At 68.2% G+C, this 14,713-nt stretch carries 14 protein-coding genes; 5 read left to right on the top strand and 9 right to left on the bottom strand.

Annotation, left to right across the window (positions count from 1 at the left end):
- Positions 1 to 53 precede the first annotated feature (53 nt).
- From ACFV15_RS02455 to ACFV15_RS02445, 3 genes are read right to left on the bottom strand one after another with little or no spacing between them, the layout of a single operon-like run.
- Positions 54 to 1,007 carry an LLM class F420-dependent oxidoreductase gene (locus ACFV15_RS02455; protein ID WP_378348340.1) on the bottom strand — a complete coding sequence of 318 codons (954 nt, stop codon included), beginning with the start codon at positions 1,005 to 1,007 and terminating at the stop codon, positions 54 to 56.
- Positions 1,004 to 3,103: a prolyl oligopeptidase family serine peptidase gene (locus ACFV15_RS02450; RefSeq protein ID WP_378348339.1), complete on the bottom strand. Its 2,100-nt coding sequence runs from the start codon at positions 3,101 to 3,103 to the stop codon at positions 1,004 to 1,006. The genes ACFV15_RS02455 and ACFV15_RS02450 overlap by 4 nt, the downstream gene beginning before the upstream one ends.
- Before the next feature lie 21 nt (positions 3,104 to 3,124).
- The gene (locus tag ACFV15_RS02445) at positions 3,125 to 3,961 is read right to left on the bottom strand and encodes a PPK2 family polyphosphate kinase (RefSeq protein WP_378348338.1); all 837 of its coding nucleotides are present in this window, start codon (positions 3,959 to 3,961) and stop codon (positions 3,125 to 3,127) included.
- Between the two features lie 149 nt (positions 3,962 to 4,110).
- Between ACFV15_RS02445 and rocD the strand changes: the two genes are divergently transcribed.
- Both rocD and ACFV15_RS02435 read left to right on the top strand, forming a co-directional pair.
- Positions 4,111 to 5,334 carry an ornithine--oxo-acid transaminase gene (gene rocD, locus ACFV15_RS02440; RefSeq protein WP_378348337.1) on the top strand — a complete coding sequence of 408 codons (1,224 nt, stop codon included), beginning with the start codon at positions 4,111 to 4,113 and terminating at the stop codon, positions 5,332 to 5,334.
- Positions 5,335 to 5,365: 31 nt separating this feature from the next.
- Positions 5,366 to 6,730, top strand: coding sequence for a DUF2252 domain-containing protein (locus ACFV15_RS02435; RefSeq protein ID WP_378348336.1), 1,365 nt, complete (start codon positions 5,366 to 5,368; stop codon positions 6,728 to 6,730).
- A gap of 82 nt (positions 6,731 to 6,812) precedes the next feature.
- Here ACFV15_RS02435 and ACFV15_RS02430 read toward each other — a convergent pair whose 3' ends face one another.
- The 4 genes from ACFV15_RS02430 to ACFV15_RS02415 form a co-directional block, all read right to left on the bottom strand.
- A complete protein-coding gene (locus ACFV15_RS02430) occupies positions 6,813 to 7,829 on the bottom strand; it encodes a family 2 encapsulin nanocompartment cargo protein polyprenyl transferase (protein ID WP_378348447.1) in 1,017 nt (338 codons plus the stop codon).
- Positions 7,830 to 7,964: 135 nt separating this feature from the next.
- On the bottom strand, positions 7,965 to 8,846 hold the full coding sequence (locus ACFV15_RS02425; protein ID WP_378348335.1) for an NAD(P)/FAD-dependent oxidoreductase: 882 nt from the start codon (positions 8,844 to 8,846) through the stop codon (positions 7,965 to 7,967).
- Between the two features lie 20 nt (positions 8,847 to 8,866).
- Entirely contained in the window at positions 8,867 to 9,292 is a 426-nt protein-coding gene (locus ACFV15_RS02420) for a nucleoside deaminase (protein ID WP_378348334.1), read from the bottom strand.
- A complete protein-coding gene (locus ACFV15_RS02415; protein ID WP_378348333.1) occupies positions 9,274 to 10,092 on the bottom strand; it encodes an LLM class flavin-dependent oxidoreductase in 819 nt (272 codons plus the stop codon). Before ACFV15_RS02415 ends, ACFV15_RS02420 begins: the two co-directional genes overlap by 19 nt.
- Before the next feature lie 93 nt (positions 10,093 to 10,185).
- Here ACFV15_RS02415 and ACFV15_RS02410 point away from each other — a divergent pair, with 93 nt between their 5' ends.
- Positions 10,186 to 10,641 (top strand): Lrp/AsnC family transcriptional regulator, encoded by a 456-nt coding sequence (locus tag ACFV15_RS02410; protein WP_378348332.1) that lies wholly within the window; start codon positions 10,186 to 10,188, stop codon positions 10,639 to 10,641.
- Here the strand turns inward: ACFV15_RS02410 and ACFV15_RS02405 are convergent.
- Positions 10,638 to 12,305 (bottom strand): ABC-F family ATP-binding cassette domain-containing protein, encoded by a 1,668-nt coding sequence (locus ACFV15_RS02405; protein WP_378348331.1) that lies wholly within the window; start codon positions 12,303 to 12,305, stop codon positions 10,638 to 10,640. The two genes, ACFV15_RS02410 and ACFV15_RS02405, sit on opposite strands and share 4 nt — an antisense overlap.
- 36 nt (positions 12,306 to 12,341) lie before the next feature.
- On the opposite strand from ACFV15_RS02405, the gene ACFV15_RS02400 reads away from it, so the two are divergent.
- The gene (locus ACFV15_RS02400; protein WP_378348330.1) at positions 12,342 to 12,983 is read left to right on the top strand and encodes a phosphatase PAP2 family protein; all 642 of its coding nucleotides are present in this window, start codon (positions 12,342 to 12,344) and stop codon (positions 12,981 to 12,983) included.
- Here the strand turns inward: ACFV15_RS02400 and zapE are convergent.
- Positions 12,883 to 13,917: a cell division protein ZapE gene (gene zapE, locus ACFV15_RS02395; protein ID WP_378348329.1), complete on the bottom strand. Its 1,035-nt coding sequence runs from the start codon at positions 13,915 to 13,917 to the stop codon at positions 12,883 to 12,885. The two genes, ACFV15_RS02400 and zapE, sit on opposite strands and share 101 nt — an antisense overlap.
- A 34-nt stretch (positions 13,918 to 13,951) precedes the next feature.
- Between zapE and ACFV15_RS02390 the strand changes: the two genes are divergently transcribed.
- Positions 13,952 to 14,713, top strand: a complete 762-nt coding sequence (locus tag ACFV15_RS02390) for a pyrimidine reductase family protein (protein WP_378348446.1) — start codon at positions 13,952 to 13,954, stop codon at positions 14,711 to 14,713.

The raw sequence follows: 14,713 nt of genomic DNA, 5'->3' as shown, positions 1-14,713 counted from the left end.
GAGAAGACGATACGACCGGTCGGCGGGCTCCGGATGGAACCCGCCGGGCCGGATCAGCTCTTCGGCGCCAGGCCGCGTACCTGATCGAACGGATCGTCACCGGTCGGGAGCAGGGCGATGATCGGCGTCGTCAGGCCATTGTCCACGTAGGCCTGGACCTTCTCGCGGCACTCTTCGACGCTGCCGTGCACGATCAGGTCGTCGACCACCTCGTCCGGGATGACCTGGTTGGCCTTCTGCCGGTCGCCGGCCGCCCACGCCTCGTGCATCGGCGCGAGCGCCTCGCCGCGGCCGAGCCAGTCATGGAAGGCCGCGTACACCGGAACCGTCAGATAGCTGCTGATCAGCATCCGCCCGAGCCCTCGCGCGGCGGCGGCGTCCGTCGTCGGGCAGACGAAAATACGGGCGGCGAGTTCGACGTCCGGGCCGATCTCCTCGCGGATCCGGGGCACGTCGGTCGGCGCGAGCCAGTTGGTGATCGCGCCGTCCGCCTCCTTCGCGGCGAGACGCAGCATGCCCGGCCGGAGCGCGGCGAGCATGATCGACGGCGGCGGGTCCGACGGGCGCTCCAAACGGAACTTGTTGACTGCGAACGTTTCGTAGGTCTCGCTGACCTTCTCGCCCGCCAGCGCGGCGCGCAGGAAGCGCAAAGTGTCCCGAGAGCGCGCGAACGGCGCTTCGAACTCCGCCGCGTTCCAATTTTTGACGATCACCGGCGACGAAGCGCCGATACCGAGCACGAACCGGCCAGGCGCGAGCTCCGCGATGGTGGCCGCGCTCATCGCGAGCAGGCCTGGGCCACGCGTGTACACGGGCACGATGGCCGTGCCGAGCCGCAGCTGCGGTGCCCACTGCGAGGCCAGCGCGAGCGGGGTGAACGCGTCCACCCCGGCCGTTTCCGCCGACCAGGCGTCGGTGTAGCCCAGATCCGGCAGCTGCTCGACCAGCTCGCGGTGCGCGGCCAGCGGCACCCCGGTCAACGGGATGGTGATACCCCAACGCTTCACGCGACGTCCTCCTTGACAGCGGCGAGTTCCCGCTTGATCCACTCGACCTGGGTGCGCATCAGATTCTCGGCGACTTCCTCCGCTTGCGGCGACATGTGCGTCGCGCCGGCGAGCGGCAGGAACACGTGCCTGCGGCCCTTCGCGAGCAATGCCGACGACAACCTGAGCGCGTGCGCGACGAACACGTTGTCGTCGGCCAATCCGTGCACGATCAGCAGCGCCCGCGTCAAATCGTCCGCGATCAGCGAATTCCGCTCGTAGACGTCGGGGTTGTCCTGCGGGGTGCCGAGATACCGCTCCGTGTAGTGCGTGTCGTACAGCGCCCAGTCGGTGACCGGCGCGCCGGCGACGCCCGCGTGGAAGACATCCGGCCTGCGCAGCACCGCGAGCGCCGACAGATAGCCGCCATACGACCAGCCGCGGATCGCGACCCGGCCGAGGTCGAGCGCGGGCTCGACCTCGGCCGCGGCGTGCAGGGCGTCGACCTGGTCGGCCAAGGTGATCGACGCGAATTCGCCCGCGACCTCCTTTTCCCAGGCCGGACCGCGGCCCGGCGTGCCGCGGCCGTCGGCGACCAGCACGGCGAAGCCCTGGTCGGCCAGCCATTGCGAGGTCAGGAACGCGTTGCGGCTCTGCAACACCCGCTGCGCGTGCGGACCGCCGTACGGGTCGAGCAGGACCGGCAGCTTGCCGTCCTCCTCGCGATAGCCCGTCGGCATCAGCAACGCGGCGCGCAGGCCTCGCTCGCCGAGTGCCAGCCACCGCAGGTTGGGCACGATGCCGGGATCGACGGCGGCGGAGGTGATCTTCGCGACCGGTTCGCCATCGGACAGGACGCTGACGTCGGGGCCGCTGTACTGGAGACTCCAGCTCGCGATCACCGTGAGTTCGGCCGAACCGGCGCCGACATGCACACCGTCCGTCGTCGACAAACGGCGCACTTTGCCGTTTTCGGTGCGATAGACGTGTATCTGTGTCGAGTCTTCGTCCGAAGCGCTGAACAGCACTTCGGCGCCGACCTGCAGCACGGACCGGACCTGCAGCGATGGCTCGGTGACGGGTTCGCCGTCGATGAACAGCCGGTGGCTGCCGTCCGTCGCGCTTTCCCTGACCAGCCTGCCGTCCGTGGTCCACGCGGGCACGCCGGGAGTGATCTCGACCCAGTGGGGGTCGGTCTCGGTGTGCAGCGTGGTGACCGATCCGTCGACTGGGTCCGCCGCGAGGATCTCGAGCGTGCGCTGGTCCCTGGACTGCACGGTGACCAATGGCTTCCCGCCGGTCGACCAGTGCACGGCGACGAGGTACTCCCACTCGCCCGGCGCCAGGTCGACGCGTCCGCCGTCCAGGCCGAGGAAGGACAGCGACACGTCCACATTGGCCGAACCCGCGGCCGGATACGCGACAACGTTGGCAGCCGCCTGCGGATTGGCCGGGTCGGCGATCGTCCAGCGCGGCACGGCGCCGCGGTCGGAGCGCTCGACGAGCAGGCTTTGCCCGTCCGGCGACCACCAGTAGCCACGAGCGCGGCCGAGCTCCTCTGCGGCGATGAACTCGGCGAGCCCCCAGGCGATGTCCTCGCCTTCCTCGTCGACCAGCAGACGATCTTCGCCCGTTGTGAGGTCGATCACCCGAAGCCGCCGATCACGCACATAGGCGATGTGCGTGCCGGTCGGATTCGGCCGCGGATCGACGACAGAGCTGTCGACGAGGACCTTCACCTCCCCGGACGCGAGGTCGAGTGTGTACAGCTTTCCGGACAAAGTGAACGCCGCGACGGTGAACGCGTCGTCGACCGCGTAACCGACGACACCGCCGCCGGACTCACGGCTGCGTTCGCGCCTGGCACGCTCTTCCGGCGGCAGGTTTTCTTCGCCTGGCAGCAGTTCAGCCGCGTCGACCAGCTTCGATTCGGTGCCGGAAGCGAGGTCGAGCGACCACAGGCTGTTGCGAGGGTCGACGCCGGACTCGGCGCGCAGGAACAGCACACGCGAACCGTCCGGGGCGACCTTGAACTCCTTGGGCGCGCCGAGCGTGAACCTCTGGGTGCGAGCCTGCTTGCGGAGGAACGGAAGAGCCTCGAGGGCTGAGTCGGTCACGCCGCGCACTCTCTCAGAAAGTCAGGCGGGTACGCCAACAGTGTCGAGTTTCGCGAGTTCTTCGTCGACTGCAAAGTCAGGTTCGGGGAACCGCGGGTCCATTTCGTCCAAAGTCTCCGCGAGCAGATGGGCGACGAGCCAGTTCCGGTACCACTTGTGGTCGGCGGGCACGATATGCCATGGCGTCGCGCTCGTCTTGGCGAAGATGTCGAGGTAGGCCTTCTGGTAGTCGTCCCACTGGGCGCGGGCGTCGAGATCGGCCGGGTTGTACTTCCACGCCTTCTCGGGCGTGACCAGCCTGGCCTTGAGCCGCTTGTACTGCTCCTCGGACGAGATGTGCAGAAACACCTTGAGCACGGTGGTGCCTGCGTCGGCGAGTTCCCGCTCGAACGCGTTGATCTCGGCGTACCTCCTGCGCCGTTCCTCGGCGGTCAGCAGGCCCTGCACGCGCGGCACGAGGATGTCCTCGTAGTGCGAGCGGTCGAACACGCCGACCTGGCCTGGTTTGGGCAGTTGCCGTCGAATACGCCACAGATAGTGGTGCCGCCGCTCGGCGGCGGTCGGCTTCTTGAACGCCGTGTAATGCACGCCCATCGGATTGACGAGGCCGAGGACATGGCCCACCGTGCCGCCCTTGCCCGAAGTGTCCATGCCCTGCAGCACGAGCAGCAGGCTGCGGTTACCGCCGCCGACGCCCTCCGCGTAGAGCGCCTCCTGGCGCTGCTCGAGGAGACGGCCGGTGGCGATGAGCTTCTTCTCGCCCTTCGCCTTCTTGTCCGGGCCGATGGGGAACGCGCCGGGGTCCAGCAGCGGGGTGCCCTTGGTGAACCGCAACGCCTCTCGTACTCGTTTGGCCATCCCGTGAACATAGCCAGTCCGCGCCGGTGACGCGCTTCGAAACTGGCACGCAACAATTCGCCTCGGCAGAGCACAACTGCGCAACGAACGAGTCTTGAAAGCAATGATTCCCGGCTGAAGTCTCCACCTGCAGGCCTTAACCTGATGCGATGACGACGTTCGCCGGACCCACCACCACGTCTGACTACATCGCGCTTGACGACCGCTGGAGCACGCACAACTACCACCCGCTCGGCGTGGTGATCGCCGAGGCCGAAGGTGCTTCGGTCACCGACGTCGAAGGCAAGAGCTACCTGGACTTCCTCTCCGGCTACTCCGCGATGAACTTCGGGCACCGCCATCCGGCGCTGATCGCGGCGGCCAAGGATCAGCTCGACCGGGTGACGCTGACCTCGCGCGCGTTCCACCACGACCAGCTGGGGCTGTACTGCCAGGAGCTGGCCGGCCTGACCGGCACCGAGATGGTGCTGCCGATGAACTCAGGTGCCGAGGCCGTCGAGTCCGGCGTGAAGGTCGCCCGCAAGTGGGCCTACCAGGTCAAGGGTGTACCGGACGGCGCGGCCGAGATCGTCGTCGCGGGGTCGAACTTCCACGGCCGGACGACCACGATCGTGTCATTCTCGACCGACGAGACCGCGCGGGCGGATTTCGGCCCGTTCACCCCGGGCTTCGTGACCGTGAAATACGGCGACGCCGCCGCGCTTCGTGACGCGATCACCGAGCGGACTGCGGCCGTCCTGCTGGAGCCGATCCAGGGCGAAGCCGGCGTCATCGTGCCGCCTGCCGGGTACTTCGCCGAGGCGCGCCGCCTGTGTGACGAAGCGGGTGCGCTGCTCATCGCGGACGAGATCCAGTCGGGGCTCGCGCGGACCGGCAAGCTGCTGGCGCTCGACCACGAAGGCGTGCGCGCGGATCTGTACACGCTGGGCAAGGCGCTCGGCGGCGGGATCATGCCGGTTTCGGCGGTGGTCGGCAGCAGGGCCGTGCTGGGTGTGCTGAAGCCCGGCGAGCACGGCTCGACGTTCGGCGGCAACCCGCTGGCCTGCGCCGTCGGCCGGGCGGTCATCCGGCTGCTGGCGACCGGCGAATTCCAGGAGCGATCCACGGAACTGGGCGCCCACCTGCACGGACGGCTCGGCGAGCTGGTCGGCAAGGGGCTCGCGGAGGTCCGCGGCCGTGGGCTGTGGGCAGGCATCGACATCAGTCCTGGCGGACCGACCGGGCGCGACGCGTCGTTGGCGCTGGCCAAGCTGGGAGTCCTGTGCAAGGAGACGCACGACGCCACGCTCCGTGTCGCGCCGCCGCTCGTGATCACCAAGGCCGAACTGGACCGTGGGATCGACGCCATCGCGCAGGTCATCAAGCCGTCATGAAACTTTGACAGCTCCCGTACGTTGACATCTCGTGGAACCAGGAACATGGGCGGGCCGCGCGCTGCTGGGCTCGGAGGGTGTCGATCCGGAGGAGCTGTTCGACCGGGGGCGGGCGCTGCGTGACGCCACCCCGGCGAAGTCGCATGATCACGACGCGGCGGGCTCGGGCCGTCCGGATGCGCTGGATTTCGTCGAAACCAGCAACTCCGGGCGACTGCCCGAGCTGATCGACCTGCGCCTGGAGCGGATGGCGGCGTCGCCGTTCGCCTTCTTCCGCGGCGCGGCCGGGCTGATGGCCGCCGATCTGGCAGGCACGCCGTCGAGCGGACTGAGCGCGCAGCTGTGCGGTGACGCGCACGCGGCGAACTTCGGTCTCTACGGCACGCCGGACGGCCAGATCGTGATGGACATCAACGACTTCGACGAGACCGTGCCCGGACCGTGGGAATGGGATCTGAAGCGGCTCGCCGCGAGCCTTGTGCTGGCGGGCCGCGAGGGCGGGGTCGGCGAGTCGCGGTGCGCCGAGGCCGCCGAAGACGCGGTCAAGTCGTATCGGCGGACGATCCGCGGGCTGGCCGAGCTGCCGTATCTGCGGTCGTGGAACGCGCTGCCGGACGCCTCCGTGCTGAGCAAGGTGAAGGCGCATGACCTGATCGACGACTTCGAGGAAGCGGCCGAGAAGGCGCGGAAGAACACGAGCGCCAAAGTGGCCGCCAAATGGACACGGCGCATCGACGACCACACGACCGGGATGAAGCGCAACCGGTTCGTCGAGGATCCGCCGGTGCTGCGGCATGTGGACGATGCCGTCGCCGAGTCGGTGTTCGGCGGTTTGGTCGGTTATGTGGACACGTTGCGCTCCTCGCGACGAAACCTGATCGCGCGGTACCGGGTGTCCGATGTGGCCTTCCGGGTGGTCGGCACCGGCAGTGTCGGGTTGCGCAGCTACGTCGTCCTGTTGCACGGCAATGAGGACGAAGACCTGGTGTTGCAGGTAAAGGAAGCGCGGCCGTCGGCTTTGGCGCCTTTTCTGGACATTCCCGCGCACGAGCACGAAGGCGAGCGGATCGTCGAAGGCGCTCGGCTCGTGCAGGCGGAGACGGACATCCTGCTGGGCTGGACGACGATCGACGGGCGGCCGTTCATCGTGCGGCAATTCCGGAATCTCAAGGGCGACATCGACCCGTCGGCACTCAACGCGGGCCATTTGGACGACTACGGCCGCCTGGCGGGCGCGTTGCTCGCCCGCGCGCACTCGCGGTCGCTGCATCCGCAGCTGCTCGCCGGATATTTCGACGACGATGACGATCTCGATGAAGCGATCGGCCGGTTCGCCGTCCGGTACGCCGATCAGACCGAGGCCGATCACGCGAAACTGGTGGCCGCTCGGTCTTGAGTGATCGACCACTCTCGTCGACCGGACGGACAAGGGCAGCCACTCGGAGCGGTTGCGCCTCGGTTCCGGCGGCCGCCCGGTCCTATCGGTCGCGGCAGGTGACGAGTCTCGCCAGCGCGGCCAGTTCCGTGGCCGCGTGCGGCTCGGCGGCCGCCGCCGACAGGTGGTGCATCGCGCGGGCGAGTTGCTGGTCGGCTTGGATCCGGGCCCAGGTCCGGCCGCCCGCGAGATCGACCAGGTCCGCGGCGAAGGCGAGGTCGGCTTCCGAGAGCGACTCGTCGCGGCAATACAGCTCGGCCAGCTGGCGGCCCGCGGAGGTTCCGGAGTTCAGGGCGACCACGACAGGCAAGGACTTCTTGTGCGCGAGAAGGTCGGAGAACACCGGTTTGCCGGTCGTCTCCGGGTCGCCCCAGATACCCAGCATGTCGTCGACGAGCTGAAAGGCGAGTCCGAGTCGCTCGCCGAACTGCCGCAGATGCGACACCTGGTCGGGCGTTCCGCCGCCGAATTGGGCGCCGATCGCGCAGGCGCACCCGAGCAGCGCGCCGGTCTTCCCGTTGGACATGCTCACGCATTCGTGCACATCGACGTCGGTGCGGCGTTCGAAGGAAACGTCCGCGCTCTGGCCTTCTTGCAGCTGGAGGACCGCGGCGCCGAGTTCGCGCATCGCGGGCATCGCCAGTGGGCCGCCGCCGGTGGCGAGCACGTCGAATGCCAAGGTGAGTAGTGCGTCTCCGGTCAAAATCGCCGGGCCGGTGCCGAAAACCGTCCACGCGGTCGGGCGATGGCGTCGCATTTCGTCGCCGTCGAGCACATCGTCGTGCAGGAGTGAGAAATTGTGCACCAATTCGACGGCGACGGCCGCGGGGATCGCGTCATCGGCGGCGCCGTGGACGGCTTCGGCCGAGAGCAAGGCGAGCGTGGGGCGGATCGCCTTGCCCTGGTTGGCTTCCACCGGCGAACCCGTGGCGTCCAGCCAGCCGAAGTGGTAGCCGGCGACGCGGGCGAACGATTCGGGCAGACTCCGTACGGCGGCGTGGAGTGCGTCGTCGAATACCGTACGACTCCAGGTCACTATGTCGGTTTCGAGCACGGCGATCCCTTTCGGCAACGAATCCCGGCGAACGGATTTATTGCTTTCGACGAATACGTGAATTCCTCTCACGTGGTTTTGCTCCGTTTTTCAACATAGCAACCGGAGAAAATCCCGCAATTACCCGAAGGTGTCGGACGATCAGGTGACCAACCGTGCCACTTCGTCCGCACAACCCCATGACAGGGTGATTCCCGCGCCGCCGTGGCCATAGCAATGGACGACATCGCCGACGCGCTCGAGCCTGACTTCGGGGCGATGGGGGCGCAGGCCGACTTTGGTGCCGACCACCCGCGCGCCGCCGAGTGCGGGGACGAGCAGGCGGGCACGGTGGACGATGTCCTGGGCCACGGCCGGGTCGGGCTCGAGCGTGCGGCGGCCGGGTTCTTTCGTGCCACCACAGACCACATGGCCGCCGTGTGGAATGGCGTATGTCGTGACCGGCGACCGATCGTCCACGGCCCACTCCGTGAGACCGGGGTCGGCGAAATGGACGACCTGACCGCCGATCGGGGACACGGAATCGTCGCCCGCGAGCACACCACCGCCGAGACCGGCCGCGTTGACGACGATGTCCGCCTGCAGTTCGGCCAGATTCCGAACACGCCGGTGCTCGGCGCGCACGCCTGCGGCCGCGACTGCGGCGGCCAGCCAGCCGAGGTACACCGGGGTGTCGACGACAGCGGTGGTAAACGCGAGAGTGTCGCCGCTCCAGGTGGCGCCGGGCAGCGTCGACGCCCAGCCAGGATCGTCGTCACGGGAGGACAGCATGAGCCTGCCGGGCAGGGAACGGACGCCGGGCGCGCCGGATCGCTCTAGTTCGCCGACCGTGGCTCTTGTCCATTTCGCACACAAAGCGAAGGGTTCGGTGCCGCGGGGCGGGAAGACGAGCCCGCCAGCGACCGCCGACGTCGTGTGCTCGGGTTTGTCCGCCGTGACGACGGTGACGTCATGCCCCGCCCGGCTCAGCCGCAGTGCGCAGCTGAGCCCGATCACTCCCCCGCCGACCACCGAAATACGCATGCCCCCACCTTCTGCACGGGTCAGCGGTAGTAGCCGTCGACCGGCAACCGCGCCTCGTCGAACAACGCGGGACCTTCCTGCGGCACGGGCGCGAACCCGCCGCCGGGCTTGAGGTCCATGAGCTGCTCATTCGACAAGGCGAAGACGACTCGACCGAGGCCGGAACGTTCGATCGCGCCGGTGCACATCCCGCAGGGCTGGCAGCTCGTGTACATCACCGTGCCGGCCGCGGTCTCCGGGTCGAGTTCGCGGGCGGCCCAGCGGGCGAGCTTCAGCTCGGGGTGGGCCGTGATGTCCGAATCGGTGATGGACGTGTTCTGCTCTTCGGCGAGCACGTCGCCCTGCGGACCGACGAGCAGCGAACCGAACGGCGGATTTCCGTTCGCACGTGCGGCCGCGGCGAGTTCGATGGCCCGGTGGAGGTGTTTCACTGCGCTTCCTTCCATTTCGCGACGACCGTAGCCAAGGCCTGCCAAGCCTTTTCGGGGTCGCGGGTGTCGGCGGGGTCGCCCGTGTAGGTGTCGAGCAATACGGTTTCGGCGCCGAATGAGCTGATCTGACGCAAATCGTCGATGACCTGATCGATCGTGCCTTCGCCCGCGATCCGTTCGGTCCCGGTGACCGACTCTTCGGTCAGGCGCAACGCGATCCTGGGAGCCAAGGCCTCAGGTTTCGTCCGCTCGACGGCCGAGCCGAGCCAGTCGACGGTGCAGTGCAACGGATGCCACACGTCGCCGAAGGCTTTCGTCCGCCGGATGGCCGCTTCGCTGTTGCCGCCGACCCAAATCGGAATGTGGCCAGCCCGGTAGTCGTCGGCCTTCGCCCAAGCGGAACGAATTCGGCCAAGGTATTCGTCGGTCAACTGACCACGGCGTTCGAACGGAACGCCGAGCTGGGCGAACTCCTGCTTCGCCCAGCCGACACCGACACCGAGCACGAACCGCCCGCCGCTGAGGTCGTTGAGGTTCGCGGCCATCCGCGCGACGAGCAGCGGGTCCCGATACGGGACGACCAGCACCGTGGTGCCCAGCCGGACCCGGTCGGTGATCCCGGCGAACCAGGACAGCGTGGTGAACGGCTCATAGAACGGTGCCGGATACTCCACCGCGACGTCGTCGGTCACCACTACATGGTCCGACACCATCAGCAGGTCGAAATCCAGTCCTTCCACCGTTTTCGCCCAGCCGCGCAACACGCCGGGGTCGGTGCCCGGTCCGAAGTTGGGTACGTTCACGCCAAGTCGCATGGACCAAGGCTATCCACGTACCACCCCGGCGTTGAAGAGATCGATCACGGCATTCGGACGATTTCGCCGTGGATACCACGGTAGGTTCGGCTCATGACCGAGAGTCTTGACGCGACGGACTGGGCCATCCTGGCCGAGGTCCAGCGAGACGGCCGGATCGCACTGACCGAACTGGGGCGACGCGTGAGCCTCAGCGCCTCTGCGACCACTGAACGGCTCAAGCGGCTTGAAGCGACGGGCGTCATCACCGGGTATCGCGCCGAGGTAAACCTTGAGAAAGCCGGGTTCCCGGTGCTCGCCGTGGTGCGGTTGAAGTATCCGGGTAGCCGGCATCAGCCGTTGCACCGGTTGCTCGAGGAGCGATCCGAGATTTTGGAATGCCTGCGCACGACCGGCGACGACTGCTACACACTCAAGGTCGCCGCCGGTTCCATGGCGCATCTCGAAAAGCTCATCGACGAATTGGCGCAGTTCGGCAGTACGACGACCAACGTCGTCTACAGCCAGACGTTGCCGTTCCGGGGACCACGCGGACCGGTCTCCGACTAGCGGGCGCGCGCCACCCGTCGCAGCGACCAGATCGGCTCGTCCACTTCGGACACCTTGCCGTCGGGCTCGAACGCGAGGAAGCGGTCGAAGCTGCGGGCGAACCAGCGGTCGTGCGTGACGGCGACGACCGTCCCGGTGAACTCGGCCAGCGCGTCCTGCAGTGCCTCGGCCGAAATGAGGTCGAGGTTGTCGGTCGGCTCGTCGAGCAGCAGCAACGTCGCGCCCGAAAGTTCGAGCAGCAGCACCTGGAAACGGGCCTGCTGGCCACCGGAGAGCGACTCGAAGCGTTGTTCGGCCGAAGCCGCCAGGCCGTATCGGCTGAGCACCGAGGTCGCCGCGCCACGGTCACGGCCGGCTCGCTGGCCTTCGCCGGAGCCGAGGATGTCGAGCAGTGTCCTACCGACCCATTCGGGATGCTGATGCGTTTGGGCGAACAGGCCCGGCAGCACGCGCGAACCGAGCCGATGGACGCCGGTGTGGTTGACCGGCTCACCCGCGAGCAGGCGGAGGAAATGGCTCTTGCCGGAACCATTCGAACCCAGCACGCACACCCGGTCGCCGAAGAAGATCTCGGTCGAGAACGGCTTCATCAGGCCGGTGAGCTCAAGGTTCTCGCAGGTGATCGCCCTGATCGCGGTCCGGCCGCCCCGCAGCCGCGGTGCGACCTTTTGCGGTTTGGGCGGCAACGGGGGCGCGCCTTCCTCCTCGAATTTCCGGAGCCGGGTCTGCGCGGCCGAGTACCGCGACGCGAGCGCGTGGCTGACCGCGGCGGCCTGCTGCAGGTTGACCACGAGCTCCTTGAGCTGCTGATGCTTTTCATCCCAGCGGCGCCGAAGTTCGGCCATGCGATCGGCACGGGACACGCGGGCGTCGTGCCAGGTGGTGAAACCGCCGCTGTGCACCCAGCAGGTTTTGCCTTCCAGCGACACGATGTGCGTCGCGGCGGCCGCGAGCAGCTCCCGGTCGTGGCTGACCAAGAGGATCGCCTTGTCGCATTCGGCGAGCCGTTCCTCCAGCCAGCGCTTGCCGGGGACGTCGAGGTAGTTGTCGGGTTCGTCGAGGACGAGCACCTGTTCGTGGCCGCGCAGGAGCGTCTCCAGCACCAGGCGTTTTTGCTCGCCACCGGACAAAGTGCCGACGTCGCGGAACCGGGCGCGGTCGTAGGGCACGCCGAGCGCGGCAACGGTGACCGTGTCCCAGAGCACCTCGATCTGGTAGCCGCCCGCCTCACCCCACGCGGTCAGCGCGTCGGCGTAGCGCATCTGGGTCGGTTCGTCGTCGGTCTCCATCAGCGCGAGTTCGACGTCGTCCAGTTCCTTCGCGGCGGCACGCAACGCCGGGGGCGCGACATCCAGCAGCAGGTCGCGGACGGTCCGGCCGTCGCGTACCGAGCCGATGAACTGCGGCATGACCGCGAGGCCGCCTTGGACGTTGAACGAACCGCTCAACGGGGTCAGCTCTCCGCCCAGTATCCGGAGCAGCGTCGTCTTGCCGGCGCCGTTGTCCCCGACCAGCGCGACGACGTCACCCGCCGAAACCTTGAACGACACGTCGCCGAAGAGCTCTCGGCCGTCGTTGAGCCGGTATGCCAGCGCACTGGCTTCGAGGAAACCCACCGCGAGATCCTCGCGGAAGACGCCGTCGTTGGCGAATGGTTTACCCATTCCCCTCACGTAAGCTCGGCAGCCGAGGAGGGGTCCGTGAACCGAAACGTGCTCGTCGCCGGGCTATGCCTGGTGGCCATGATCGCGCTGGGCGTCACCTTCGCGGGTGACAGCGGGCCCAGCGCCTTCGACGCGGCGATCCGCGGCGCGATCGACCGTGGTCTCGCCGGCGACGAACCGCTGCTGCGCTTGCTGGCGGCTTCGACACAGCCGTATGTGCTGATACCGCTGCTCTTTCTCGCGGCCTTGCTCTGTTTCGTCGAAAAACGACCACGGGACGTCGTGTTCGTCGCGGTGACGACACCGGTGGCGATCACCGTCAACACCTGGGTACTGAAACCGGCATTTGGTCGCCATTACGACGACTGGCTCGCCTACCCGAGCGGGCACACGGTCAGTTTGGTCTCCACGCTGACCGTGCTGGTCGTCATCGCCAGGCCCGGAGTCGCGCGCGGGCTGACCGCCGCGCTCAGCGTCGTCCTGGTCGTCGCGGCCGGTATCGGGTTGATCGGGCTCGACTACCACTACGCCACCGACATCATCGGCGGCGTGCTCTTCGCGTCCGCGTTCGCCCTGCTCAGCGCACAGGTTTGCCGGCGTCGCGCGCCAGCGCCGTCAACCGGCTCACCGCACGCAGATACTTCTTCCGATAGCCACCGTTCACCATCTCGTCCGTGAACAGGTCGGGTAGCGGCCTGCCGGACACGACCACGGGAATCGCCCGGTCGTAGAGCCGGTCGGCGAACGCCACCAGCCGCAGTGCGACGCTCTGGTCGGGCGCCGGGTGCAGGCCGCGCAGGTGAACCCTGGTGACACCGTCGAGCATCCGCCCGTACCGGGAGGGGTGCAGGTCGGCCAAATGTGCGCACAAGGCGTCGAAATCGTCCAGCGCCGAACCCTCGACCGTCGCGGCCGACGCGGCCAGCTCGTCGTCGGTCACCGGCGGCGGCGCGTCGGGCAGGCCGCGATGGCGGTAGTCGGGGCCGTCGACCCTGACCACCGCGAACCGCTGCGAAAGCGACTGGATCTCGCGCAGGAAGTCCTCAGCGGCGAAGCGGCCCTCGCCGAGCTTGTCCGGAAGGGTGTTGGACGTCGCGGCGACGAAAACGCCCGCCGAGGTCAGCTCGCGCAGCAGCCGCCCCACGAGCATGGTGTCGCCGGGGTCGTCGAGCTCGAATTCGTCGATCGCGAGCACACGATGTTCGGAAAGCCGGCGAACGGCCTCGGGGAAACCGAGCGCGCCGACCAGATGCGTCAGCTCGACGAACGTCCCGTATGCCTTCGGGCCCGGCGCCTGATGCCAGGTCGAGGCCAGCAGGTGCGTCTTGCCGACGCCGAACCCGCCGTCGAGGTACATCCCCATCGGGCCGGTGTCCTGGCGCTCGCCGCCGAACAGCGAACGAAACCGCGAGGGTTTCTTGGCCGCGGCGGCGGTGACGCGGTCCGCGAAGGCCGAGCACCGGACGACCGCGTCGGCCTGGCTCGGCTCGTCGGGATTGGGCACGTAGGTGGAGAACCGCACGGTGTCGAAGCGTGGCGGCGGCACCAGCGCCGAGATCAGCTCGTCCGCCCCGAGCTCGGGGCGGCGGTCGGTCAGGTGCGCGGGTGGCATGGCTGAGAAGCGTAGCCAGGCGGCCTGTGCTGGGATGAGCACCGTGCACCGTCTGTGGCCGACCCCACCCCGAACCGACCTGACCGACGCCGATCTCGAAGCGCTCTACGGCTACCCGGAGGGGCTCGACCGGCCGTGGGTGCAGGCGAATTTCGTCAGTTCCGCTGACGGGGCCGTCACCGTCGACGACGTTTCCGAAGGCTTATCAAACCCCGCGGACAAGCGGATCTTCCTACTCGGGCGCGACCTGTGCGACGTCGTGCTGGTCGGCGGTGGCACGGTTCGCGCCGAAAACTATCGCGGCGCTCGCGCCAACGGCGAACGCGCGGAACGCCGGGCAAGGCACGGTCTCGCGCCGGTGCCGCCCATCGCCGTGGTCACCGGAGGCGCGAACCTCGACCCGGCCGCTCCCCTGTTCACCGACACACGGGTGCCGCCGATCCTCTTCGTCAGCGAACGGGCACCGGCCGACAAAACCGCGGCACTGGCGCGGGCCGGTGCCGACATCGTTGTCAGCGGTGAGCAGGCCGTCGACGTCCGGCAGGTTTTGGCCGAACTGGGACGACGTGGCCTGTTTCGCGTCAACTGCGAGGGCGGGCCGACCCTGTTCGGCGACCTCATCGCCCACGACCTGGTGGACCAGCTCTGCCTGACGGTCGCGCCGCTGCTGGCGGGCTCCGGCGCCGGGCGGATCGTCTCGGGCTTGCCGTCGGACGTCCCGCGCCGGATGGAGCTCGCGTCCGTTTTGCTCGAAGACGGCTTCACCATGCATCGGTACCGGCGGATCAGGGACTGA

The organism is Amycolatopsis sp. NPDC059657 (assembly GCF_042734395.1).
Classification (GTDB): domain Bacteria; phylum Actinomycetota; class Actinomycetes; order Mycobacteriales; family Pseudonocardiaceae; genus Amycolatopsis.
The sequence above is the reverse complement of the archived record's forward strand: the minus strand, read 5'-3'. Positions and strand labels throughout refer to the sequence as shown.